The following is a 24,962-nucleotide window of genomic DNA, read 5'->3' on the forward strand; positions in this document are numbered from 1 at the left end:
TCCGCATTTTTCAGAGAGCCCTTCCGTCCCCCATCTCCCCTCCCTCTGCACGAATATGAACCGATATTTATTCCTGCTGTTGCCCGCCGTCCTTGCCGGTTTAATGACCGCCCAGGCCGTCACTCCGGAAGAGGGAAGGCAAATTTATATGGAGGCCAAGGCCGCCCGGCAGGGACACCGCACAGCGGAACGTTCCCTGCGCCTGATTCCCAAAATGGCGCCCCTCCCCATCGATCCGTCCATCAACCAGGCCACACGACAGAAAAAAGGGCTGGAATTGTACGAACACCTGTACAAGCTCAAGGATTACAGGCCCGCACGGGAAAACAGGAATTCTTCCACGACCATCAACGGAAAAACGACCTATCAGAACTTCCAGAGCAGGGGACCAAACCCGATCTTTCCAAAGTAAAAGCCTTCATTCGTGCCGGGTGGACGTCAATTGGCAGGGGGAGGAAAAAGGAGGCGACAAGTCCTGCGCCCTGGCCGTGGAAATGGAGTTTCCTCCATCCTCAGCAGAAACAACTTCAGCGGAGCCATTTCCAAGGCTACCTACTTTCTGGAAAACGGAGCTGATCCGGATTACGTGTGCAATGACGGGAGAACCCTGCTGCTCACCGCTTCCCGGTATGGAAGCACGGAGACCATCAAGCTCCTCCTGAATGATGGGGCAGATCCCAACAAGCTCAACGGCAAGCCGCGCTTTGGGCATTACAAGCCGGCCAATTCGGAAGCCGCGTTCTGGGTTGTGGCGGGCACCACGGGACTTCTGGAGAGTTCCACGAATAAAGTTGCCAGGTTGCTGATTGAACACAAGGTGGATGTGAATTACCGCGACCCGAACGGGACTACGCCGCTGGACCGGGCCATCGCCACGCAAAAGAACGCCTTGGTCGCCCTCCTGAAAGCCGCCGGAGCAAAGACTTCCCGGAAACAGAAATAGGGACCTTCCGGGCATTGCCCTAAATTTGCCTTATTCCGCCACGCCTTTGAGGAGCGGGAGAATCACCTCCCCGTATGCCCGGAGCTTCTGGTCATAGCTCAGGCGCGCCGCCGCCGGACTGGTGGACGGCATTTGGATGATGCTGGGGAATTCCCGGAGAAACAATTCCGGAAAATACCGTTTAAGGTACTTGTAGGAGGCAGTGCCATTGCAGCATACCGTGATTATGCCCGGAAAGCGTTCCAGCAGCGCAGCGATGTCATTGGGCCGTTCCCGGGTGATGTGCTGGTCCAGGCTTCCGGGCCTGACACCGGAGGCCACCACGTCCCACAGCCCCACTCCCCCCCGGTTGAGCAGGCGCAGACGTTCCTCATACGGCAGGGAAAAGTCAAACTCCAGCAGCTCCCCCATGATTTTCCAGAACGCATTGCGCGGATGGGCGTAATACTGCACCTGCCGCAGGGATTCGTCCCCCGGCAGGGAACCAAGCACAAGTACAGAACATTCCGGCGTCACGGACGGCGGAAAGGAACGTTTCTCCACAGACTGCTGAATTTCTTCCATCATGCCGGGATGTTCATGGCTCCTTCATGCCGCAGTGGCTGCGGACCTCTTTCATGCTCACGTCCTGCTTCAGCAGGGAAGCCAGCCACGCATTATGGCCGATGGAAGGGGCCAGATTAAACCGTTCCGGACGGGTGATGCGTGTAAAAATGACCCTCTTGATTTTGGATTTGGGAACCGTCTTGGATCCATAACCGTCCGGGACGTTGGAAGACCAGAAAGTCACCTCGTCTCCGCCATCCTTCACCAGCACCGTCAGGTGCCCGGATTCCTTGCGGCCGATGTGGTCCGTCCAGAAAATCTTCATGAAATCTCCCGCCCGGGCCTGGCTCCAGTCCTCGAAGTTCACTCCCGCACCCAGGGAATGCACCAGCACGGCAAATCCCGGCCCGTTCGCGTTGGCCCAGCCCCACGGACCGTCGCCGTCATGCTGGCCGATGCGTGGCATCAGGGCCAGCCACGCACGCTCGGAAATAACGGGTTTGGACCGTTCGTAATTCCAAATTTCCAAAGCTTTAAGAAGAAGAAGATAACAGGCGGAGGAACAGAAGGAGGGTCTGGCTTCCTGAATTAGGAAAACGGGTTTTCCGGCCTTGGCATCCCAGCGGCAGGCTTTCTGCACCAGGGCTTCCAACGCCTGCCGGTTGGCCTTGTAGCCGCCACCGTCCTTGAACCGGGACAGTCCGCTCCGCACAGACCGATACCATGCGGCCTCGTTTTCCCGCTGGCCGGCAGACGGGCGGGCCGCGGAGAAAGAACCCGCCGACAGGGCTGCCGGAGAATACAGCAGACCGAGACAGCAAATCAACATCAGGGCATTCCTCATCTTCTTCCCCCAGAGTATAGGCGCGGCGGAAAATGGCAAGAACGGAGTGCCGCGGATTTCCCCTGAACCGGAACCCGATGAGAAATAAAAGGAGCACATTCGCCGGATGATGCAGGAAAAGCCCCGGCCGTTCCTGCCAAGGCCACACGGAGAAATCCCGTTCCGGTCCCTACGGCGGCGCTTTCCAGGCGTTGCCGGCAAGGAGTAGGGACAGGGACGGAAAAATAGCCGCATCTTTCCTTTTCCATGTAAAACGCCAGATTCCGGCACAAACCTTCTCTTGAAGCTTCCTGTTGTTTTGTCTGGACTTATCGTGCGGCGTCCCTTACTGTGCGTCAGGTCACGCGCCGGGTATGCGGAGCGGAGAGGCAACGCACCTTGGGCGGACCCTGTTTCCGGCATTTATTGTTAACCACCACGGATTATATATAGAGGCATCATACCATGGCAAAACGCGAAGACATCCGCAAAATCCTCATCATCGGCTCCGGCCCCATCATCATCGGCCAGGCCTGCGAGTTCGACTACTCCGGCACCCAGGCCTGCAAGGCCCTCCGGGCCGAAGGCTACGACGTCGTTCTGGTGAACTCCAACCCCGCCACCATCATGACCGACCCCGGCATGGCGGACCACACCTACATTGAGCCCCTGACTGTGGAACGCATTACGGCGGTGATTGAAAAGGAACGCCCGGATGCCCTGCTGCCCAACCTGGGCGGACAAACAGCCCTGAACCTGGCCTCCAAGCTGAACGAGGAAGGCATCCTGAAGCAGTACAACGTGGAAGTTATCGGCGTAGACCTGGAAGCCATCGCCCGCGGTGAAGACCGCATCATTTTCAAGGAAACTATGGACAAAATCGGCGTGCCGGTGGCCAAGTCCGAACCCGTCTATACCGTGGAGGAAGCGGAGAAGGTGGCCGCCGAGCTGGGCTACCCCGTCGTGCTGCGCCCCGCCTACACCATGGGCGGCACGGGCGGCGGCATCGTGTATAACGTGGAGGAACTGCGCCAGGTGGTTCCCCGCGGCCTGGCCGCCTCACTGATCAACCAGGTGCTGGTGGAAGAATGCGTGCTGGGGTGGGAAGAGCTAGAACTGGAAGTCGTGCGCGACGCGAAGGGCCAGAAGATCACCGTCTGTTTTATTGAAAACGTGGACCCCATGGGCGTGCATACCGGGGACAGCTTCTGCGTAGCTCCCATGCTGACCGTTCCGCAGGATGTGCAGGACAGGCTTCAGGACTACTCCTACCGCATTCTGGACGCCATCGGCGTCACGGGCGGCACGAACGTGCAGTTTGCCCACAACCGTGAGGACAACCGCATCATCGTCATTGAAATCAACCCCCGCACCTCCCGGTCCTCCGCCCTGGCCTCCAAGGCCACCGGCTTCCCCATCGCCTCCGTCTCCACCAAGCTGGCCTCCGGCATCACGATGGACGAGCTGCCCTACTGGCGCAAGGGTTCCCTGGAAAAATACGAGCCTTACGGAGACTACGTAGTCGTCAAGTTCGCCCGCTGGGCCTTTGAAAAGTTCCCCAAGGCAGCCGACAAGCTGGGCACCCAGATGAAGGCCGTGGGGGAAGTGATGAGCATCGGACAGAACTTCAAGGAAGCCTTCCAGAAGGCCGTGCGCTCCCTGGAAATCGGCCGCGCCGGCCTGGGCCGCGTAAAGAAGCTGGAAGCCCTCACCACGCCGGAGCTGCGTGAGAAAATTACATACGGCAACAGCGAACGCTTTTTCCAGATTTACGAACTCCTGCGCCGCGGCGTGACCGTGGAGGAAATCGTGAAGCTGACCCGCATCACTCCCTACTTCATTGAGCAGATGAAGGAATTGGCGGACTTCGACTACACGCTGGACGCCCAGACATGGGATTCCCTGCCCGTCAAGACGCTGCACCAGGCCAAGGAAATGGGCTTCTCCGACAAGTATCTGGCCCAGATCTTCGGCGTTCCGGAAAAGGCCATCCGCACCCGCCGCATTGAAAACGGCATCGTGGCCTCCTACCGCATCGTTCCCGTCAGCGGCGTGGAACACGCGGAATACTACTATTCCACCTACAGCGGCGCTCCGGATGAGGTGGCCGTGAGCGACAAGAAGAAGATCATGATCCTGGGCGGCGGTCCCAACCGCATTGGCCAGGGTATCGAATTCGACTACACCTGCGTGCACGCCGCCTTCACTCTGCGGGACAACGGTTATGAATCCATCATGATCAACTGCAACCCGGAAACGGTCTCCACGGACTTTGACACGGCCAACAAGCTGTATTTTGAACCCGTGACCGTGGAAGACGTGCTGACCATTTACGAAAAGGAAAAGCCGGAAGGCGTCATCGTCCAGTTCGGCGGCCAGACCCCCCTCAACATCGCCCAGGCCCTCAAGGACGCCGGCGTAAAGATCATGGGCACCCAGCCGGAAGGCATCCGCCTGGCGGAAGACCGCGAATATTTCCGCGAACGCATGATCGCCCTGAATATCCGCCAGCCGGAAAGCGGCACCGCCCGCTCCCTGGAGGAAGCTGTGGAACTGGGCCGCCGGATCGGCTACCCGGTGATGGTACGCCCCTCCTTCGTGCTGGGCGGCCGCGGCATGGAAGTCATTTACGATGAAGAAAACCTGAAGCGCTATGGCGTGGAAGCCATTCAGGTCAGCCCGGAATATCCCATGCTGATCGACCGCTTCCTGGACAATGCCATTGAAGCGGAAGTGGACGCGCTGGCCGACGGCACGGACACCTTCGTGGCCACGGTCATGGAGCACATTGAGCTGGCCGGCATCCACTCCGGAGACTCCGCCTGCGCCATTCCTCCCGTGACCATCGCCCCCAAGCACGTCCGCACCATTGAGGAACACGCCGCCAAGATCGCCAAGGACTTCCAGGTGAAGGGCATCCTGAACGTGCAGTTCGCCATCTGCGACGACGAGGTGTACATCATTGAAGCCAACCCCCGCGCCTCCCGCACGGTGCCCATCGTCTCCAAGGTCACGGGCATCTCCATGGCGCGCCACGCCACGGAAATCATGCTGGGCAAGAAGCTCAAGGACCTGGGCCTGAAGCCGCGCGCCTGCCGCTTTATCGGCGTAAAGGAAGCCGTCTTCCCGTTCAACATGTTCCCGGAAGTGGATCCCGTGCTGGGACCGGAAATGCGCGCCACGGGCGAAGTCATGGGCATTGCGGACAACTTCGGCATGGCCTACTACAAGGCCCAGGAAGCCGCGGGCTGCATCCTGCCGACCTCCGGCAAGGTGCTCGTCACCGTCTCCGACCGCGACAAGAAGTTCATTGAACCCATCGCCCGGGACCTCATCTCCCTGGGCTTCAAGATCGTCTCCACCGGCGGCACTGCGGAATACCTGCGCGGCCAGGGTGTGGAAACGGAAGTGGTCAACAAACTGCACGAAGGCCGCCCGAACCTGGGCGACATGATCACCAACAAGCAGATTGACCTGATTATCAATACTCCGGTGGACCGCACCAGCATGATTGACGACTCCTTCATTCGCATGCAGTCCATCCAGAAGAAGATTCCGTACATGACCACCATCGCCGCCGCCAGGGCCACGGTGGAGGGCATCCGTTCCGCACAGCACGTGAAGGTATCTCCCCGCTCCCTCCAGGAATATCATTCCTGAACGCGGACGGCCCCAGCCATTTAAAAGGAATGCCCCGCATGCGTCTCCGGCATGCGGGGCATTTTTTAACCGTAAATCCTATTGACGGGTGACTTTCAGGCGCAGGAAGCGGCGCGCGTTTCCGCCGTGCACGGGTTCCGGGTCTTCAAAAACCGCCTCCGTTTTCCCCTTTGTTTCCATGACTTGAACGGGCGTCCACGTTTCCAGATCAGGGGAACACTCCACGGAATGCTCCACGTCAACGGCCTCCGGATTAACGGGCCATTCAAGTACAAGTCGGCTGTCGCCGCCATCCTTTTCCCTGACCGTAAGCCGGGTAACGCTTCCGCAGGGCTTGAGCGGGTCAAGCCCCGTGGCGTACTTCATCAGATTGGAAATGCCGTCCCCCGCCGGGCATGCGTCCGGAGCCATTTGATCCTCCGGCGTTCCGGCCGGAAAGCGGTCCTTCTTCCATTGTTCATACGGATTGCCGGCCTGGGTGATAGAAAGCAGGCGAACCAGCCCTTCCGGTGTGGTCACCTCCATGATCCCGCTTCTGGAAGCGGAGGAATTGTTGGGAGCAGCCGTCACGGTGAAACTTCCGTCTCCATGGCCGGAGAAGGTTTCCGGCACGGCCCAGGACGCATTGGAAGCAACGTTCCACGCACCCTCGGAAACAACGTCTACCCGCACGCTCCCCGCGCCCTCCCTGCCTAGGGAAAGCTGTTCGGGAGAAATATGGAAAATAGTTACCGCTTTTAGGGAAGATTCAAAGTACAGCTCCGGCAGGGCATTCTTTCTCATCTTCCACGGAGAGGAGTCATCTTCCCCAAAGGAAAAGCCCAGTCCGTTCCACACATTTCCGGAACCGTCCACGGATGCGGAGGCGCCATTCCTGTTATTGGCACCGTGAACGGCGGAAATATCCGCTCCATGCGCGGAAATCGTGGAGGCGCTGTTGAAGGCATTATTTTCCAGAACGGAATCCGCCATGTATCCCAGAATTCCCCCCGCATAAACGCTGGACGCCGTGCCCGCGACAGACCCGGAAGCCGCGCATCCGGTATAGCTCCCTTCCATGTCATAGCCGCAAAATCCGCCCGCCATGGCGTAATAGGATCCCGCCGTTCCTTCCACGTTCCCGGCCCCATAGCAGTGGGAGAACGTGCCTCCCCGGTGGTTGTACCCGGTGAAACCGCCCGCCATGGCCGTACAGGCTCCGGAGACCGCCGCGGCGTGCGCCGCCACCCTGGAGACGGAGCGGCAATTCTCACTGATTCCCAGGCTGTTCCTCCCTGAAAAACCGCCCGCACAGGCATAATCCTGGGAAGAGGAAGCACGTACTTCCGCCCCTCTGGCAGCGCAGTTCACGTATCGGCAACGCACGCTGTCTCCAGTGAATCCGCCGGCCCAGCCCTTGGCGGAATGAAGAACACGCACGCTGCCGGAGGCAACGCAGTTCATGAATCCGGCGCAGGAGGCAAACCCCATGAAGCCGCCCAGCGTAAATGTCTTGCCTTCATCATCGGCCTCCACGGTGCAGGTGGAAAAACAATTTCGGAACGTGGCGGATACGCTGTCATCCGTCTCCGGCAGAAAAGCCACCATCCCGCCGCCGTAGCCATGGAAAAAGGAGTCAAACTCAACGCCGCTTTCCCGTGTCACCACTACGCGGCCTTGGGAATAACAACCCTCCAGGGAACTTCCGGCATGCCCCGTGGCCAGAAAGCCGCCGGCAAAAAAAGAAGCGGAAACGGAGCAAGCAGTACCACACCGCACAAAGGAGGAACCGCCGCCATCCCGCCCTACCAGGCCGCCTGCTTCATAAAGGGAGCTGACGCTCCCTTCCACGGTACAATACAGGAACCGGGTTCCCCTGGAAAAAGCCGCCAGGCCGCCTGCGGATGAAACAGCCCTGACGGTCTGGGAGATGAAAACGTTCCTGAGATGAAGGTCCCGGATATCCGCCTCATACAATCCCGCAAAAAGCCCTGCATGGGCAAGACCGTCCGTCTGCACGGAGACATTGGAAATGGTATGCCCGCGGCCGTCCAGCTTGCCCTGGAAGGCCCCGGTCCCGTCTTCCACGGCGGAAGAGGAGCCGATGGGCGTCCACGCTCCCTTCAGAACAATATCCCCGGTCAGGATGAAGTGCTTGTCCCTGTGGGCCGGGCCACAATAACCGCCCAGCGCGGCCAGCCCCTCCGGGCCGGAAATCAGGTAGGGGGATTCCCGGCTGCCGTCCCCGCCTTCAAAACCGGAAACCCCGAGGACCGGAGAAACGGCAAAAGCGCTCATCAGAAACAGCCCCGCACAAAAAAGGGAGGAACGGAACTTGCCGGAAAAAAGCAGGGAAAGAAGACTCTTCATGGCATCAGGGATGGTAATAATACTCCACACGGTCATAATAGGCGGTATTGTCCTGGGTGGGGAGATGGTCCCCCATGAATCCCAGGTTTTCCACGCTGCAATATATGAAGAACGGGAAACTTGTTCCAAACGTCACCCGCTGGGTCTGACGGACTTCACCGTCTATCAGCCACTTTACTTCATAATTGTCGTTGGCCAGCGTCAAATCCATCTCCACGGTATGCCAGCCCGTCTTGACAAGCTGTCTTCCGGATACGTAGGGATTGGCCTGGGAAGTCATCGCGACTACCAGGTCGTCATCTCCGGCGCCCAGCCTGGTTCTCTCCGCCTGCGTGCCGGAACCTATTTCAAAATCCAGTTCGTGCTGGTCGTCACAGTAAATCCAGGCGCCTACGCTCGTTCTTCCGCACTTGTCCAGTCTGGGCAGGTAAAGGCGCCATTTATAACGTCCCGTGGTATAAATCTTGTCCTTTGTCAGCACTTTCCGGCGGTCCTGTGTTCCCTTGCGTACATGAATGGCCAGCAAGCCGTTTTCCGTAACGGTTTTCGGCTCCGGATTCGGGTCAGGATCATGGGGGGTATTCTGGTTCATATGCTGCCAGTCCTCCATCTCATTGAAATTCCATGTCCTGTGGTACACGTCAACGGGAGGAGCGGAAGGGTCCGCTGGATGCAGGAGATCGGGACGGACGGCCTCCATGACCGCCCTGGCTTCCTCTTCCGTCGTGATGGCCTTTCCCCACAACGCAATATTGTCGAAATCGGCCGCAGCGGCCTCATTGGCATTGTTGCCTGTGCATCCCAACCCTATCAAATGGATGCGGGGCGCGAACTGGAAATTCCCGGCAATGGTGCAGGTTCCCCTGTGCCTGCCGTCAATAAAGAGATTTATAGTCTTATTGTGAATGGAATACACCACGGAATGCCACTCATCCCCGGAGGGAACTGCCGGAGGGAAGGCACTGGAATTGCCGGATTCATCTTTCCAGGAGCTGGCGCTGGTGCCTCCTGCTCCCCAGATGGTCCAGCCGCTGTTGACGGTAGCCCCGTCAAGGGCGAATAAAGCGCTTCCTCCCGCATAATGGCGGACGTTGAATGAAATGGAAAAATCCCTGCTGGACAGGGGCAGGCCATTCCCATTGGAAATTTGCAGGCTGTTCCCGGTTCCGCCCGTGGCGCGTATATAACCGGAATTGTTCACGCCGCCCGTTTCATGGTGCACGAAACCGCCAGGGGTAATCCTTACCGGGGTTTCTCTCGTAAACGGCACATTGCCCGTACCGGTGACAAGCTTCTCCGGAGTCCCTGCCGCGTCAAAATCCAGAAGATAGATCAACTGATTGGTTGATAAAGACGCATGCAATTGATTACAAAGGCAGAGGGACGCAGCCCAGTAGAGTAGTTTCGCCATCATGATGAACCGGATTCTGAAATGAAAAACCTCCCGGAGCCAGCAAATAAACAGGAAAGAATGAGGCGGCTCAACGCCGTCTGCGCCGGCTCAGCAGGCCGAAAAGACCGAACAAGCCCAGAGAGGCAGTGGAGGCTTCCGGAACCATGACGTCCGAAGCGGGATGCTCTGCCAGGAATTGCACCTCTTCCGCACTCAGATCCCTGTTCCATAGGCTGAAATCATCCATTTTCAGCGTACCCGCGTTCACGCCGTTGTTTCCGCAGCCCAATTGGAAAAAATTGAGCTTTCCAAGATCGGCGTCTCCAAAATTGTAAGTCGCCGTCCTTGTACCATCCAGATACAGGGAAATGGTTCCGTCCCCAGCCGTCATCGTAAAATTCTGCCAATTGGAGGTATTGCCGGTCAATGTACCCACATTCCCTGCATAAAAATTCCCCTGGGAGGAACTCACGAACAGTTGAATGGAATTGCCGATGGTTTCAAACTGAAACGTACGGCCGGTGTCCGTCGTCATGCGAAGAACGTAATTGCTGTTCAGGGAAACGTCCTTGAATTGAAAATTAACGGAAAAATGATTCGCACTGATATTGGCGGCACTTACCGCGGATGTTCCCGGATGCGCGCCGGAAGCCCCGGCCAAATTCAAGTACCCGGTGCTGCCGAAAGCTCCGCCTGACGCGATCCCCGTTCCTCCCCACGCATTGATGCCCCCGGTATAGCCGGTGTAGCTGTCATATTCAGTCGCGGTCGCATCAAATCCCATATGGATGACCAATCCTTCCTGAAGAGGAGAAGAAACCGCAAGGGAAGCGCCATGGGAAATTCCCATGGAAGACATTCCGGATGTTAATAGAATCATGGATAATATTCTCATGGCAATTTAATTCTTAGCGAATTCTTAATCCGTTACGAATGAACATGAGATAATCCCACTCCCGCATGAAGCGCCGCAGACCCGTGCACCAGCCGAAAGCCAGCATGAATGGCAGCGTACTTTCTTTCCTGAAAATCAGCGTATCCTGACGGAATTAATTGTTTTCAATGGCCGTAAAGGCTTGCGGCGCTCCGGGCGGCAGTCACATCAATCCGGCAGGTTTTTCCCAGGGAAACGTCCCCCAATAGAGAAGCGGCCGCACAGCCTAAGGCGCTCGGTATAAAAATCGCTCCTTGACGCCGGATTAAGAATTCGGCCAGCTCCATTAACCGTTCCCGGAGCTTCTCTTATTGCATTCAGGGAGACATATTGAATTGTCTTTGTCGCTGAAATTGAACGGTTTGCAAAGATTCATTTCATGACAGGTAACGATTTAGAAACGAGCGAGGTTCTATATTTTGTCTTGTTTTGCATATATCAAAAGAACGCTTCTTTCAACTGCAAAGATAGTGGATAATATTGATTTTTCGATAGAAATATCATGCTAAAAACATAAATATTGAGATAATTGCCTTTTTCTGTTTTCTATTTTGCGGATTGAAATGTAAAATCGAGTCTTTTTTTGTACCTTTGCACATAAACTCGAATGATAATAACGTAAAAACGAACACATGGAGAACGTATTATTTCCGTCTTTATACGAAGAAGATTTTATAATTCGTTCCTTAGGAAGTATAGTTACTCAACCTGACGTTGCTTTGACAGAACTTGTCGCGAATGCTTGGGATGCGGGGGCATCAAACGTAACAATATCTATTCCAGAAGAAACAGGTCATCTTTTATATATTGAAGATGATGGTATTGGTATGTCCGAATCTGAGTTTCAGCATCATTGGATGACATTACGCTATAATCGTTTAAAGGGACAAGGTCGTAATGTGAAATTTCCCAGTGGAGAAAAGAGTAATAGGCTTGCATTTGGACGTAACGGTGTAGGTCGGCATGGTTTATTCTGCTTTGGCAACGAATATAAAGTAATTACTGAAAAAGATGGTAAAAAACTCACATTAAAAATAAAACCTAATGTTGACTCTCAACCTTTTGCTGTAGTAGAAAAAGAAGAATGTATTTCAACCAAAAATGGAACAAGATTGGAGGTCATTGTAACGAAGAATCTTCCAAACATAGACAAAATAACAGAAATACTATCTGCAAGATTTTTGCATGACCCACAGTTTAGAATAACTGTGAATCATCGAACCTTAAATCTTGAAGATTTGACAGGAGAAACAGAGCCAGCAGAAATAGATATTGATGGTACCAATATCCACTTGACTGCATATTTTGTTGACACAACAAAAGCTGGAAGAAAAAGCATATTCCAAGGTATTGCTTTTTGGCAATCAGGTAGGCTTGTCGGAGAACCTTCATGGTCTTTGGGGAAAAATTTGATTTTAGATGGAAGAACATCTTTAGCTAAACGCTATACTTTTATAATCAAGTCAAATGATTTATCTGAATATATAAAAGAGGACTGGAGTGGATTTAAGACATCTGAAGAAATAGAAAAAGTGTATCAAGCAGTCGAGGAATTTGTTAATAATTCATTAGAAAGCGTGTCATCTGCTACAATTTCTAATGTTACAGATAATTTAGACACCACTATAAAACAGTCACTACAAAAAGTCAACCCATTAGTTAGAGAAGAAGTTAAAAGTACAATAGCAGAAATTGTAAAAACTAATCCTAAAGTAAGACAAGAGTCTGTAAATCTTGTTGTGCAAACCATCCTAAACATGGAGAACTCAAAAAATGGGCATGAACTATTGGAAAAACTTGCAACTCTAAGTTCGGATGATATTGATGGTTTGAATAATTTGTTGAATAAATGGACTGTTAGCGATGCTTTAGTCGTTCTTAATGAAATTGATAGGAGACTGTCAATCATTACAGCAATAAGAAAATTAGGAAAAGATAAAACAACAGATGAATTACATGTCCTTCATCCAATGATAGCAGAATCCAGATGGTTGTTTGGCCCGGAATACGAATCTTCTGAATATATATTCAATCAGCAAATGAAAACTGCTGTTGAACGGATATTTACGGATGTCAAGTATCTAACACTGGATGCAAACTATAAAAAACGTCCAGATTTGATATGCTTGCCGGATAGTACGATAGGTGTAACCGGGATAGAAGATTTTCCTGCAGACCTTGGATTGGCAAAAGTACGTAAACTATTACTCATCGAATTAAAAAAAGGGGGATTCAAGATTAAGAGAGAAGAAAGAAATCAAGCTCAGGGGTATGTGGAAGATTTGCTAAATTCAAATTTGGGTGTTGATTGTCAAATAACTGCCTATGTTGTAGGAGATTCTATCGCAGACAATTTAACTTCTATGACGAAAATAGGAGACGGTGGGCGAGGAACTCTTTATGTAACAACTTTTGACCAATTAGTTGATACAGCAGAAAGAAGGATGTTTGGCCTTAGACAAAAAATAGCTGCTCGATATGATGACGTACCAGGAATGGAGCTATATGCTCAAGCAATGTTGAACCTATGACTTTCCTAATCAAATAAAGATAAAATTAGGCGTTCACCCTTAACAAGTGAACGCCTAACTAATTATCAACCTACCGCGTTCATTTCATCTATCAAATCTTGGTAGGTCGTTACCTTGTGATATTTCACATTGGCAGTAGAAATGGAATTGAACAATTTCTCTGCGCAACTGATTTTCGCTTTTTCTATGGCAGACAAGTCCATTGATGACATCGAGCCTTTGGTTTCTGCTATAAAGAAGATGTGTTTCACTCCATCCTTTTTCATGGCAATAGCCCAGTCCGGGGCATAGTTGCCTACGGGAGTGGGGATTTGGAACGTGCGTGGCAACTTGGCATACACCACCACCTCATTGGCTTCGTCCAAATCGTGGGCAAATTGGCGTTCACCCTTGCTGTCACTGAACACATAGTCTGTGATGTGTTTCTTTGCTTCGTAAGCACGGTCAAAATCCATCTTGCTCTTTACGGTGAAAATGTCGCTGTCATACTTTCCGTCTGTCATGTTATAACGGATAGCCTCCACAATCATGGTGGATTTCTGCTCCTTGATGATGGTCGATACCTTGCGGATAAACTCTTCCGGGTTGTTCTTGAATAGATAGAGCTTGTTTTCTCTGATGCCTTGCAGTATCTTCACCACCGTGCGGCGTGTCAGATTCGCACCTTTGGCAATATCGCCCACAAGGTCGTAGCGGACAGTCGAAGTACAAATATCCGTCAGCCGATGTGATTGGGAACGGGTGTCGCCAAACTCCGTCACCTTTTCCTCGTTCTGTACACCCTCCACCATAATATAACGCAGTTGTTTCACTTCCAACTCCGCATTGATGTGCAGGATGGACTTTTCTATCAATTCCCGACTATCGTAGTTCACCGTATAGACATACTGGTGGTTTATCTCTTTCCACAGGGCCTGAAACTCTGTCTTGTTGAAATTCTCATTCAACTTATTGTCGGACGTAGTAGTCTTTTCCTCCACGACCATGTCTTCAAGAGCCTTCGTGTCGAAGATGGAGTTGATTAGTCGGGTAACCCCTTCCGCTATCGGCAGCAATTTCTGTGGCAATGGCGCGATAGTCCCTTTTGCCACAGCCTCACGATACGCTGATGTGATGTTTTTATTGTTGTCAATGTAGTCGTTATCCTCCAAATAGATGATGATGCGGCTTGCTTCAGTTTCGCTGACGGTGTGTATGTCTTCGCCAATCTTAAATTTCTTGCCTGTGAAATAAGCGATGGTGGCTTTGGTGGCACGTTCACGAAGCACGTCACGGGTCTCGCGCTGCAAGGCTGTAGTGAAGTCGGCATAACTCTCGTTGGCAATCACCGTCAGTTTGTTTACCTCATGCACCTCATCGCCCAATAGTTCGGCATCCATGCGCGTACCGTTCCTGTCCACGCAGATGCGCAGCCCGCGTCCCACTTCCTGACGCTTGGCAGTGGAGGAACTGCTGTGTCGGAGCGTGCAAATCTGAAACACATTGGGATTGTCCCAACCTTCACGCAAAGCAGAATGGGAGAAGATGAAACGTGTGGGTTCCTCGAAACTCAGCAAACGTTCCTTGTTCTTCAATATCAGGTCGTATGCTGAAATGTCGTCCGACAGCCCCGTCTTCTTCTCAATCTTTCCGTCAACGGCTCTTTTGGTCTTCTTGTCTATGGAGAAATAACCGTTATGCACTTCCTGTGAAGTGGAACTGAGCAAATACTTGTTGTATGTCTCATCATAGAGGTTGAGTTCTTCGTTCATCAATCGGGCATACTCTTCCTCGAATATCTTTTGGAACACGCCTTTCACCTCGTTTCCGTCCTCGTCATAACTCTTGTATTTAGCCACCTCGTCAATGAAGAACAGCGACAGGCACTTGATGCCGCGTTTGAACAGCTGGCGTTCTTTCTCGAAATGCGATTTGATGGTCTCCCTAATCTGCACACGCTGCATGTTCAGTTCGTTGGTGTCGCCGATAACCTCGCCACGGCGTATGGTTGTGCCATTTAAGAAAGTGACATAGCCGTTCACATTGATTTCTGATACTGTGAAGCCTTCGTATTCTGCCAATCCTGACTCTGCACGCAAGCTGTCGCCTACACTGAAAGTCTTGGTCTTGCGGACAATCGTGCCCGATGCCGTCTTGGTCTCAATCTCTATACGTGCTATGGGCGGCTGTTTAGGCGATAGCACGATATTGTCCAGATAGAGGTAACTGCTTGTTCCCCGCAGGTTCTTCACTTCAAAGCCTTTCACATGGATGCGCTTCACCAGTTTCTGACGGTAAGCATCCAGTGCATCCAGTGCATAGATGGTATAATGCTTGGTCTTGTGCGTGGCCGAATAATTCAGCACAAACAGCGGATTGAACCGCTTGATGCCTGCTTGCGTGGCATCGCCCTCCATTTTCTGTGGTTCATCCATGATGATAATCGGATTGTTTGCCGCTATCACATCAATGGGGCGGCGACTGGCAAACTCTTCACGCTTGCTGTAAATGATACGGCTCTCCTTACTCCGTCCGCCCTCTTTCATGGAGGCGGCAAAGGCTTGGGTGTTGATAATCATGGCGCACAGCCCCGAATCAGAAGAAAAACTGTCGAGTTGTTGCAGGTTGCTGCTATTGTAGATAAACCAACGGGCTTTCCGTCCATAGTATTCCATAAAATGCTCTTCCAACATCTTGATACTCTTTGCCACTCCCTCACGGATAGCAATGCTCGGCACCACGATGATGAACTTGCTCCAGCCGTATTGTTTGTGCAGTTCAAACATTGTCTTGATATAGACGTAAGTCTTTCCCGTACCCGTTTCCATCTCTATGTCAAGGTTCACTGCCCCTACGCCTTTGGCAAGTGTAGATGAGGGCGTGATGTCATACAGGTTCTGTATGGCATTGATATTCTTTAGCAAAGTTGGGCTGTCCAGTTCCAGTTGATGGTTGCGATAGCCTGTATAGTCCTCCTCGTCAAAGAAATTCTTTTCTCTCTTTCCCGGGTCTATACGATATACCGCCATTCCGTGTGATGGTTGCCCGGTAAACACCGCCACCGTGTTCTCCACGGCATCGGTTTGGTATTGCTGAATCTTAAACTTGAATTTCATGGAAACTGCATTTAGATGATTCTACAATTCGTACCGGGTGAATAATGCTTGAATATCTGCTCGAAGTTGTCTATCACATTGTCATTGGCAGCCGAAGCGTCACGCATCACGAAATAGACGGGATGCTGTTTAGCAATCTCGGTGATGGTGGTCTCGTTCACATCGCGGTCAAAACAAGCAACGAGGTAGTTGTCATCTACCATATAAATGTGCTTGCCCGCTATCTGTTTCGTTTCTATCTTGGCGGACAGTTCTATGCCGAGATCAAGCATCACTTGGAAGAGTAAGTCCTCGTTTGTGCGGTCGGCTTTTACATTTTCGTTGAACAGGTCTTGAGCAGTAAACTCCAGCGGAGTGTAATAGACATCTTCCATGTTGGAAGTGTCAAGTTTGAGAACACGGAAACCTGTGTCAAGGTTTTCAATACCCTCTTTGCCTACATTCTCGTCCTTGATTTTCTTTCCAGCACGGCGGATGCGTTCTTTACCGATCTCGCAGATGTTCTTATAGCCGGCTTTATAGGCTTCGCTCTTCTCGTCTGTCAGTTCGGGAAGCTACACCATAATGAATTTACGGTTTCCTCCGTCTTCGGCATTGAGTTTCATAACGGCATGGGCAGTAGTGGCGGAGCCGGAGAAGAAATCAAGGATAATATCATTATTATTTTTTGAAAGAATTGTTGTTCCAAGAATAAACTCCTTGACTAACGATATAGGCTTGGGAAAATCAAAGAATTTATTTAGAGTAATACTCTCTAAGTCCTTTACCCCATTCTTGTTTAGATGTTTTATTACTGTATAAAACTTAGATGTATCTTCTGATAACTTTCGATATCTACCAACAATATGTTTCCCATTTTTGGGGATTAAAATGTACAATCCTTTTTTTATTCCGGCATCAATTTCATCTTTTTTCTTAGCATCATGCCATATCAAAATATCTTCATAATGACATATTCCATATCTGCCAAATTCTTCACGAAACCAATCTGTTTCTATCCAATACTCTTCACCATCTTTTATTACGATTTGTCCTCGAATATCTTTAGGTCGTCCTAATGGAATAGCTGAATCTATTTGCTTTGCATAAACGAGTAAATAATCATGACCAATAACAGCCCGTTTTGCCAGACCTCCACCTTCAGAACGTATGACAATAAAATTACTTACGAAATTAGATTCTCCAAAAATCTCATTGCAAAGCTTTTGCATATTATTGATTTCGTTATCGTCTATGGAAATACAAACATAACCATTATTAGCAAGTAAATCCCTCGCCACCTTCATACGCGGATAAATCATATTTAGCCAATCCGTATGAAAGCGACCGTTGCTTTCTGTATTGCGCAGCATGGGGTCAATGGTCTGGTTGCCCTCTTCATCAAACAGACCACTTGTTTCTTCATACTCACCTTTACCCTGTGCAAAGTCATCATTATATACAAAATCGTTACCCGTGTTATAGGGTGGGTCAATGTATATCATCTTTACCTTGCCGAGGTAAGTCTCACGAAGGACTTTCAGCACATCGAGGTTGTCGCCCTCGATGTAGAGGTTCTGCGTGGTGTCAAAGTCCACGCTTCCCTCACGACAAGGACGAAGCGTCATTGTGGTAGGTGTATTTGCCAAACGGTTTGCCGCACGTTTATCAGGCCAAGTGAACTGATAACGTTCCTCACCCTCACCGATAATGTCATTTGATAGCTCCGCTTGCAATTTCTCAAAGTCAATCGCAAGTTCGGATTTGCCATCCTTGCCCAACCGTTCCGTTACACAATTAGGGAACAATTGTGCTATTTTCTGTATATTGGAGCCAACCACATCATGGCTCTGCATTTTCAGTTTATCCATTATATCTGATTTTTCAATTTTTTTATCTGTTCAAAGTATTCACGCTTTTTCTTCGGCTGTTTCTCATTCGCCATTTTCTTTTCAAGAGTGACTATTTTGGCAAGAAGTTTAGCGCGTAGGTTGTCAGAAATAATCTGTTCTGTCAGGGTATTTCCGTCTGCAACATCAATCTGTCCTATACCCTTCACGAGATTCTCCCAAACGGCATCAAGATTCAATCCCGATAACGGAAGCGTTGCTTCAACCGTTGGTTGCCATGCAGATGTAATCAGTTTGGTATGGAATACTGCAAACTGTGTCTGCTCTTCGTATTGCAGAGCCAAAACCATATTTTGCGGAATGAGTTTTACGAGCAAAGCGATGTTCCTGCTATCGTATTCTTTGTGCTTCAACAGTACGGCAAGAACATAAAACTCCTTTACTTCTAATCCATCACTCAGTGCCGGAACAGTGGCAGGAGAAACTACTGCAACAATATCCAAACGGGCAATGTCTGTATCGAAACCCTCTCGCTGTGAGGGGTTCAAATCGAACTTCGCATAGATGGCTTTCTTCGGAAGTTGCCTCTTGCACTCTGTGGATGTTGGAAGGCCGTACATAGTTCTACTTTTTTTGTTGATGACAAGAATTAGTCGGCTTATTATTCTCTATCGACTTGATTAAAATCGTGTCTCTAATTTCGACTTTTAATGGATCATCTATGCGATTACTTTTTATTGCAGTTTCAATTGTATTGATTTGCTTTGGCTCTATTTCTTGAGGGGCAACAACTTGCCACATTCCAAAAGCCACAGAAACCATTAAAGAAAAAAATGCAATCAGCATTGCCCATCTACTATATTTAGCCGATTGCAAGGCGACATTCATTTCTTTTTCATAATGTCTTTGTTCTAATGTCCTGAAATCATTATCAACATAATCTTTCGCTAATGGTAGGGGGTAAATAATACCTAAGCCATATTTTTGCAATTCATTAGCAAAATCAAGGTTTATATCTTGAGCCTGCTCTATTTGAAATAAACCATAGATTCCATTGCCCATTTCCTCCATTAGTATCTCCTTATCAGAAGAGCAAGGAATAATAGATTTCAAATCTTTACATTTCTTAGGCTTAAATTGATTGCCTGTGCTGTCATATATATAGTTTTCTCTATCATATAAAACACTAAATCCTGTATTCTCCCTGTCAGAATAAACTTTTTGCATTGAGATAAAACCAAGAGATTCTAACTCTTTGATGAAATAGATAAAATCACAGATGCTATAATATTGCTGTTCTGCATTATTTTTATCTTTAGACTCATTATATAAGGAAACTTGAGGTTTATCTCCATAAGTCCATTTAAGAGCGAAAAAAGTGAATTTTGAACGCAGCATCTTTGCCACTTGTAATTCTTGGATATGGTTTAACCCTTTTTCCTTTATCTCCACGAGTTCTTTTATCCAATTGTTTTCTTGTTCAGTAAATCTTCTCATAACACTATTTGATTACCAAGAAACAGATTAACTCAAAGTCGTCCAATCCCCGTATCTCTTCTGTAAACAGCGAGCCTTGTACTCCACTGAGGAAACTGTCAATGTCGCTTTCTTCTTTTACGTTGATGATTGATGTAATGGCATCGCCTAAGAGGTCGGAGTATTTGCGCATATCCTTTCCGTCACGGGTCAGACGGTTGAATTCACGGCAAACATCCATGTCGGGTGCTGTCTTTCCCTTGCAGAGAAAACGCATACGGTCGAGCAAATCTTTGGGTGAAAGATGATTGACAATGACTTCCTTTGCCTCCGAGATGTAAACCATATAGAAGGGATGCAAACGGTTCTTGCGGTCGATGTTCACACCGTTGTTACGGTTCTTTAGCACGAAAACAACTCCGGCAGGAGAGTCCTTAGTGGCAGGAACAACAGCATGCAGACCGAAAGGCGTATGTTCCACATCGGTATGCTCTTTCATATAGGCCAGCAGGTCGAGGCGGAACTCGTTCAGCCCCAAGTCCATGATGTTGATGCCCGTATTCATTTCCTCAATGTCCACCACCTCGCTCTGCAAGCGTTTCAATTGCTCGCGACGATATTCCAGGTCGCCCTTCTCTTCGGGCGAAATAGGATTGTCATCGCCAGTGCTGGTGAGCACGGACACTTTCATGCGAGCCTCCACGCGTCCTTTCAAGTCGATGTATTCATCCAGTGTCACGTTGGGCCAATAGTTCACCAATTGGATTACGTTGTTACGGCTACCTATACGGTCAACACGCCCGAAACGCTGAATGATGCGCACGGGATTCCAATGGATGTCGTAGTTGATGAGGTAGTCGCAATCCTGCAGGTTCTGTCCCTCGCTGATGCAGTCGGTGGCAATCAACACATCTATCTCGTCCGTGATGTGCGGATAGATGGTTGCCTTTTCCTTCGATACGGGAGAGAACAAAGTCAGCACCTTGTTGAAGTCCAACTTCTCACGCTGGGGCAACCGCAAGGTACTGCGAGCCTCCACATCACCCGTGACCAGAGCGGTGTTCAGACCGTGCCGTTCCTTTATGGGTTGTGCCAGGCAGTCGTACAGATATTGTGCGGTGTCAGAGAAGGCGGTGAAGATGATAATCTTCTTGTTATTGCCGTTTATCGGGTTGGCAAACTTACTACGAATGTCGGCTATAAGCTGTTGTAACTTGCTGTCGTGCTCCGGAGTGATGTCCGCCAAAAGTAAAAGCAGCAGGTTCAGGTTCTCCAAGTCCTCTTCAAGATACTTTCGCCATGAGATATAATCAAGGTCGCACAAGGCTATCTTCGTTTTCTTTCCGCCGATGAACATATCCGTTTCACTGTCGTCCGTATCAAGGTTCTGCGAGATGTCTTCCATTTCAAGTGCGAACTCTTCACCTTGCTCCACCTCCTTCAGCTTATCAAGTGTGGAAACGATCAAGTCGCGGATGCGTTGCAGCGTCAGGCGAAACGAGTTGACAGAACTCTCCAAACGCTTTAGCAGATTGATGCTCATCAGGCTGCGGATGCCTTTTTCACGTCCGCTCATGGTCAGGTTGGAATATCCGTCCTCGCTGTTCACATCCATGTATTTCTCCCGGTTGCTTGCCAAGAGGAAATCGGACGGGGTGTAAATGGCAAGGTTCAACCGACTCACCACCTCGTATATTTCGTTGTAATTGATAGCAGAATCAAGGTCGGTCAAGTCCGGGCGGCGTGAAATAGGGGTAAGTCGTGTGGGAAACTTGCCGATGTCCGCCATGTCATAGTATTGTTCGATATGCTTGCGACTTCGTGCAATGGTCACGCTGTCTAACACCTCGAAGAAGTCAAAACTAAGACGGTTCAGCAGTTCCTTTGTGGTGCGTTCCTCCACAGGAAGTTTCGCCCACACATTATAGGCTGTTTGTGCTTGGCGGAAAATATCATCTATGCTTGAAGAGGTGTTGAGCAATCCGTCTATCTTTGCACTTTCTCCCTCGTATGCCAGTTGCAGTTGGTTCTTGAGGTCGTTAAAACGGTTGTTCACCGGGGTGGCCGACAGCATCAGGACTTTTGTCCTTACGCCTGTGCGGATAATGCGGTTCATCAGTTGCAGATAGCGGTTCTCACGCGGATTGTCGTCATCCTCGTCTGTCGTCACCTTACCACCGTTGCGGAAGTTATGGCTTTCGTCTATCACCACAAGGTCGTAGTTTCCCCAGTTGATATTGGAAAGTTCCTGACCGTTTGTCTTGCCTTCCCTGCGCGAAAGGTCGCTGTGAAAGAACACATCATAGCGCAAGCGGTCTTTGGCTATCGGATTATTCTTGTAATTACTCTTGTAGGTAATCCAGTTGTCATTAAGTTTCTTCGGACAAAGCACAAGCACCGTCTTGTTTCGGTTCTCGTAGTATTTGATGACCGATAGGGCTGTAAATGTCTTGCCCAATCCCACGCTGTCGGCAAGAATACAGCCGTTGTACTTCTCCAGTTTGTTGATGATTGCCAGACAAGCGTCTTTCTGAAAATTATAGAGCTTGCCCCATATCTGGCTATCCTTGAATCCTGTAGCCTCGTTCGGCAGATGGTCTTCTGAAAGGTCATCCAAGAACTCACGGAAGATATTGTAGAGCGTAACAAAATAGAGAAAATCGGGCGCGTTCTCCTTGTAGGCATTGGTGATGCTGTCCAGCACTTTTTCTGTAACCACCTGCATCTTGGCATTGTCGTTCCATACCTGATTGAACAAAGACAGATACTGAGCGGAAAAGGGTGCTTGCATCTTGCTAATTATCGTATAGGCGTTGTTGCCACGCTCGCATCCTAATTCCACAGTGGTAAATCCCGTGATGGGCATATACGCCTTGTCGTCAACTACGGCAAACCCCATCATGTTCTCCCCAGTACTGTTGGACTTGAAACATGCTTTCTTGCGAATCCACCCTGCACACTCTTTGGCAATGGCCTTTTGAGAAAGTTCATTGCGGAGTTTTATTTCAAACTCAGAACCATATAGGTTGCGCTCTCTATTTAGACGCGGAATATAGAATTCACGTTTCTGCTTGTCCGCCTTCTCCGTAACAAAGGTCGGGGAAGTAAAGATGAAACGAAGTTCGTCAATATCCTTTAACTGCGCTTTCAGTTCTTCAAAGGCATAAATGGAAAAGCACGAAGCGGCAATGGCGACTTTGCCGCCACTGCGCAACTCTGCAGCCCAATCGTTTTTTAGGGTCTTATTGATGTTGTCTATGAGTTCCATTTGCCATTTTACAAAATCGTCTCTTGCTAAGAGACGGATGAGTTGCCTTATTCCATTGATATAGAGTTGTATGTTTCCATTTTCATGGATAATTTCGCAAAACATCAGATATTCTTTGCTAAACAAAAGCATAGTAATAGGTAAGATTTTCAGCGTTTTATGTTCTAAAAATCATTATTTTGCGTAATTTTGCATTATAATATCCGTCTCTTAGCAAGCGTAGGATTGATTTGCTAAACATTCACGGTTTCACAGCAAATCCAGTATTTTCTTATTGGCGTTATCCACCACAGTAGTATCCAGCGATGCAAGATAAATTTGTGTCGTGTTCTCGGAATCATGACCCATTCCTTCGCTGATGACAGAGATGGGTACATTGCGGCTCTTGGCAATACTTGCCCACGAATGCCGACCGACATACATTGTCAAGGGTATCGGTAAATCCAGCTGCTTCCCGATTTTCTTCAGCAAATGGTTCACTCGGTGAAGTTCGTTGGTGTATTGTTTTCGATAATCTTCGTTCCGTTTTGTGATAATGGGTAGCAGGTACTCTGTTTCGTTTATCGGATATTTGTCAAGAATCTCTTGCATGCAGTTTTCCCATTTGATGAACAGTTGTTGCCCCGTCTTACGTCTGCGATAGGAAAGAGTGCTATTCTGCAAGTCTTTCTTTCTCAGATACGCCATATCAATGAAAGACATTCCCCTTGTGTAAAAACAGAACAGGAACATATCACGGGCAAAATCAAGGTTCGGTTTCAATGACAAGTCCAGTCCTTTGATACGCCTGATGTCATTGAGCGACAAGGCCCTCTTTATGGTTTTCTCCACTCCCGTATAAACGGACTTGAACGGATGTCGCTGCTCGGTCAATCCATCCTCCACTGCACGGTTATAGACCGCTTTCAAGATACGCATATAAAAGGATATGGTATTGGGCGTATTTTCTCTGCCTTTCAAATAAACCTCGTACTCAGCAAACAAATCTGCGTTAAGCTGGTCTAACAAGACCTCCTTGTCATTCATAAAGCCACTGAAACTCCTGAGAGCGGCAGTATAGGTTTCCGAGGTGCGTATCTTCCCCAAGCGTTTCAGCCTTGCTATTTGCTGGCTGATGTAAGCGTTGAACGATTGTTCTTGACTGTTGTCGTGAAAACGCATGACTATATCATCCGTTACAAATGTACCGGATTGGGATAACGTATGTATAATCTTATTCAGCCTGTCCTTGTCCCACTTGATGCGTGAACCGATTGAAAGCAGATAGTTGTTCCGCTCTTGTTCGGTAGATAGATGATGCAAGACAACCGTTTCGGAATGGCAGTCCCATTCCGAAACGAAAAGTTTGTACTCAGTGTTTATCTGTCTGACCACACGGTTGTGGATGACCTGATAGTAGAGTGTTCCCTCCCTGCCATTCACGGTGGAGGGACGAAACTTGACCTTTACTGATGCCATGTTAATCGGATTTTGATTTGATGTTCTCCTGCATCAGACTATCGGAAACCGCTTTCAGGGATGTTTCATATCCATCAGACTGCTTCCGTATCCAGTCAATGGCTTTTTCATCTCGGTGGATGTCGAACACCTTGTTCAACCAAAGCACATCTTTGGCATCGCATCCGCCCCAAGAGCGGATGACACGGAACTTCAAGGCATCATCGGCATACTGTCTATTAGCCTGCCATTGCGCAACATTGCCCCATAGTGATAAGGCACATACCGCACCCAATCCAACAACGAAAGAAAAGACCTTGCTTGACTTGATGTCAAAACTATGCCGATGGATATGCTCCTGCGGTTGCTGCTCTTGTTGCGCACATTGTTCGCTTTGTTCACTCTGCGTTTTCTTGATTGCATCAAGGTGGTGCAGAATTAAGGTGAAAATCTGTGCGTATGCCTTCCAGTGCTTATCCAATATGCCCTTAATTTCTCCAGATTGAGTCTTTGCCGTTTCCACAACAACCTCCTTGATTGGAGATAAATCCAGGTTATTATTCTCTATTTTCGATTGTTGAATTGCCACGTTGGGCAGCTCTTCCAACTTTCCGTTTATGCCTTTTAAGGCGGTCTTGATTTCCTCAAAGAGGATGAATACATTGTTGTCTGCCATAA

At 49.6% G+C, this 24,962-nt stretch carries 15 protein-coding genes and 1 pseudogene; 4 read left to right on the forward strand and 12 right to left on the reverse strand.

The window, feature by feature from the left end:
• The first annotated feature begins 55 nt into the window (after nt 1-55).
• Both V3C19_RS11295 and V3C19_RS11300 read left to right on the forward strand, forming a co-directional pair.
• The gene (locus tag V3C19_RS11295) at nt 56-412 is read left to right on the forward strand and encodes a hypothetical protein (RefSeq protein WP_295934296.1); all 357 of its coding nucleotides are present in this window, start codon (nt 56-58) and stop codon (nt 410-412) included.
• 12 nt (nt 413-424) lie between these two features.
• On the forward strand, nt 425-943 hold the full coding sequence (locus V3C19_RS11300; protein ID WP_295934293.1) for an ankyrin repeat domain-containing protein: 519 nt from the start codon (nt 425-427) through the stop codon (nt 941-943).
• Nucleotides 944-973: 30 nt separating this feature from the next.
• Here the strand turns inward: V3C19_RS11300 and V3C19_RS11305 are convergent, their stop codons facing one another.
• Entirely contained in the window at nt 974-1,510 is a 537-nt protein-coding gene (locus tag V3C19_RS11305; protein ID WP_295934291.1) for a DNA-deoxyinosine glycosylase, read from the reverse strand.
• 10 nt (nt 1,511-1,520) lie between these two features.
• Nucleotides 1,521-2,318, reverse strand: a complete 798-nt coding sequence (locus V3C19_RS11310; RefSeq protein WP_295934289.1) for a hypothetical protein — start codon at nt 2,316-2,318, stop codon at nt 1,521-1,523.
• 459 nt (nt 2,319-2,777) lie between these two features.
• On the opposite strand from V3C19_RS11310, the gene carB reads away from it, so the two are divergent.
• On the forward strand, nt 2,778-5,972 hold the full coding sequence (carB, locus tag V3C19_RS11315) for a carbamoyl-phosphate synthase large subunit (RefSeq protein ID WP_130083302.1): 3,195 nt from the start codon (nt 2,778-2,780) through the stop codon (nt 5,970-5,972).
• A 78-nt stretch (nt 5,973-6,050) separates the two neighbouring features.
• On the opposite strand, the gene V3C19_RS11320 is transcribed toward carB, so the two are convergent.
• The 3 genes from V3C19_RS11320 to V3C19_RS11330 form a co-directional block, all read right to left on the reverse strand.
• A complete protein-coding gene (locus tag V3C19_RS11320; protein ID WP_295934286.1) occupies nt 6,051-8,321 on the reverse strand; it encodes a BACON domain-containing protein in 2,271 nt (756 codons plus the stop codon).
• 4 nt (nt 8,322-8,325) lie between these two features.
• Nucleotides 8,326-9,735, reverse strand: a complete 1,410-nt coding sequence (locus V3C19_RS11325; RefSeq protein WP_295934282.1) for a LamG-like jellyroll fold domain-containing protein — start codon at nt 9,733-9,735, stop codon at nt 8,326-8,328.
• A 67-nt stretch (nt 9,736-9,802) separates the two neighbouring features.
• Nucleotides 9,803-10,594, reverse strand: a complete 792-nt coding sequence (locus V3C19_RS11330) for a LamG-like jellyroll fold domain-containing protein (RefSeq protein ID WP_302387555.1) — start codon at nt 10,592-10,594, stop codon at nt 9,803-9,805.
• 686 nt (nt 10,595-11,280) lie between these two features.
• On the opposite strand from V3C19_RS11330, the gene V3C19_RS11335 reads away from it, so the two are divergent.
• Nucleotides 11,281-13,179 carry an ATP-binding protein gene (locus V3C19_RS11335; RefSeq protein ID WP_302389024.1) on the forward strand — a complete coding sequence of 633 codons (1,899 nt, stop codon included), beginning with the start codon at nt 11,281-11,283 and terminating at the stop codon, nt 13,177-13,179.
• Nucleotides 13,180-13,244: 65 nt separating this feature from the next.
• Here the strand turns inward: V3C19_RS11335 and V3C19_RS11340 are convergent, their stop codons facing one another.
• From V3C19_RS11340 to V3C19_RS11375, 7 genes and pseudogenes are all read right to left on the reverse strand, one after another.
• Nucleotides 13,245-16,274 (reverse strand): DEAD/DEAH box helicase family protein, encoded by a 3,030-nt coding sequence (locus V3C19_RS11340; protein WP_330937098.1) that lies wholly within the window; start codon nt 16,272-16,274, stop codon nt 13,245-13,247.
• An 11-nt stretch (nt 16,275-16,285) separates the two neighbouring features.
• A pseudogene (locus V3C19_RS11350) lies at nt 16,286-18,124 on the reverse strand (site-specific DNA-methyltransferase).
• Complete coding sequence (locus tag V3C19_RS11355) at nt 18,124-18,723, reverse strand: DUF4391 domain-containing protein (RefSeq protein ID WP_302389032.1); 600 nt, start codon at nt 18,721-18,723, stop codon at nt 18,124-18,126. The pseudogene V3C19_RS11350 and the gene V3C19_RS11355 overlap by 1 nt, the downstream one beginning before the upstream one ends.
• A gap of 4 nt (nt 18,724-18,727) precedes the next feature.
• Nucleotides 18,728-19,600, reverse strand: coding sequence for a hypothetical protein (locus tag V3C19_RS11360; RefSeq protein WP_302389034.1), 873 nt, complete (start codon nt 19,598-19,600; stop codon nt 18,728-18,730).
• Nucleotides 19,601-19,604: 4 nt separating this feature from the next.
• Nucleotides 19,605-22,847 (reverse strand): helicase-related protein, encoded by a 3,243-nt coding sequence (locus V3C19_RS11365; protein ID WP_343230646.1) that lies wholly within the window; start codon nt 22,845-22,847, stop codon nt 19,605-19,607.
• Nucleotides 22,848-23,096: 249 nt separating this feature from the next.
• The gene (locus V3C19_RS11370; RefSeq protein ID WP_302389448.1) at nt 23,097-24,305 is read right to left on the reverse strand and encodes a site-specific integrase; all 1,209 of its coding nucleotides are present in this window, start codon (nt 24,303-24,305) and stop codon (nt 23,097-23,099) included.
• A 1-nt stretch (nt 24,306) separates the two neighbouring features.
• Nucleotides 24,307-24,960: a hypothetical protein gene (locus V3C19_RS11375; RefSeq protein WP_302389450.1), complete on the reverse strand. Its 654-nt coding sequence runs from the start codon at nt 24,958-24,960 to the stop codon at nt 24,307-24,309.
• Nucleotides 24,961-24,962: the final 2 nt, after the last annotated feature.

It is taken from the genome of Akkermansia sp. AE01SA01 (assembly GCF_036417395.1).
Taxonomy (GTDB): Bacteria; Verrucomicrobiota; Verrucomicrobiia; order Verrucomicrobiales; family Akkermansiaceae; genus Akkermansia.

Coding starts and splice junctions, on each gene's coding strand:
- carB (WP_130083302.1), top strand. CDS start 2,778: ATGGCAAAACGCGAAGACATCCGCAAAATCCTCATCATCGGCTCCGGC.
- V3C19_RS11340 (WP_330937098.1), bottom strand. CDS start 16,274: ATGAAATTCAAGTTTAAGATTCAGCAATACCAAACCGATGCCGTGGAG.
- V3C19_RS11310 (WP_295934289.1), bottom strand. CDS start 2,318: ATGTTGATTTGCTGTCTCGGTCTGCTGTATTCTCCGGCAGCCCTGTCG.
- V3C19_RS11295 (WP_295934296.1), top strand. CDS start 56: ATGAACCGATATTTATTCCTGCTGTTGCCCGCCGTCCTTGCCGGTTTA.
- V3C19_RS11365 (WP_343230646.1), bottom strand. CDS start 22,847: ATGGAACTCATAGACAACATCAATAAGACCCTAAAAAACGATTGGGCT.
- V3C19_RS11335 (WP_302389024.1), top strand. CDS start 11,281: ATGGAGAACGTATTATTTCCGTCTTTATACGAAGAAGATTTTATAATT.
- V3C19_RS11360 (WP_302389034.1), bottom strand. CDS start 19,600: ATGAGAAGATTTACTGAACAAGAAAACAATTGGATAAAAGAACTCGTG.
- V3C19_RS11330 (WP_302387555.1), bottom strand. CDS start 10,594: ATGATTCTATTAACATCCGGAATGTCTTCCATGGGAATTTCCCATGGC.
- V3C19_RS11305 (WP_295934291.1), bottom strand. CDS start 1,510: ATGATGGAAGAAATTCAGCAGTCTGTGGAGAAACGTTCCTTTCCGCCG.
- V3C19_RS11370 (WP_302389448.1), bottom strand. CDS start 24,305: ATGGCATCAGTAAAGGTCAAGTTTCGTCCCTCCACCGTGAATGGCAGG.
- V3C19_RS11320 (WP_295934286.1), bottom strand. CDS start 8,321: ATGAAGAGTCTTCTTTCCCTGCTTTTTTCCGGCAAGTTCCGTTCCTCC.
- V3C19_RS11375 (WP_302389450.1), bottom strand. CDS start 24,960: ATGGCAGACAACAATGTATTCATCCTCTTTGAGGAAATCAAGACCGCC.
- V3C19_RS11325 (WP_295934282.1), bottom strand. CDS start 9,735: ATGATGGCGAAACTACTCTACTGGGCTGCGTCCCTCTGCCTTTGTAAT.
- V3C19_RS11355 (WP_302389032.1), bottom strand. CDS start 18,723: ATGTACGGCCTTCCAACATCCACAGAGTGCAAGAGGCAACTTCCGAAG.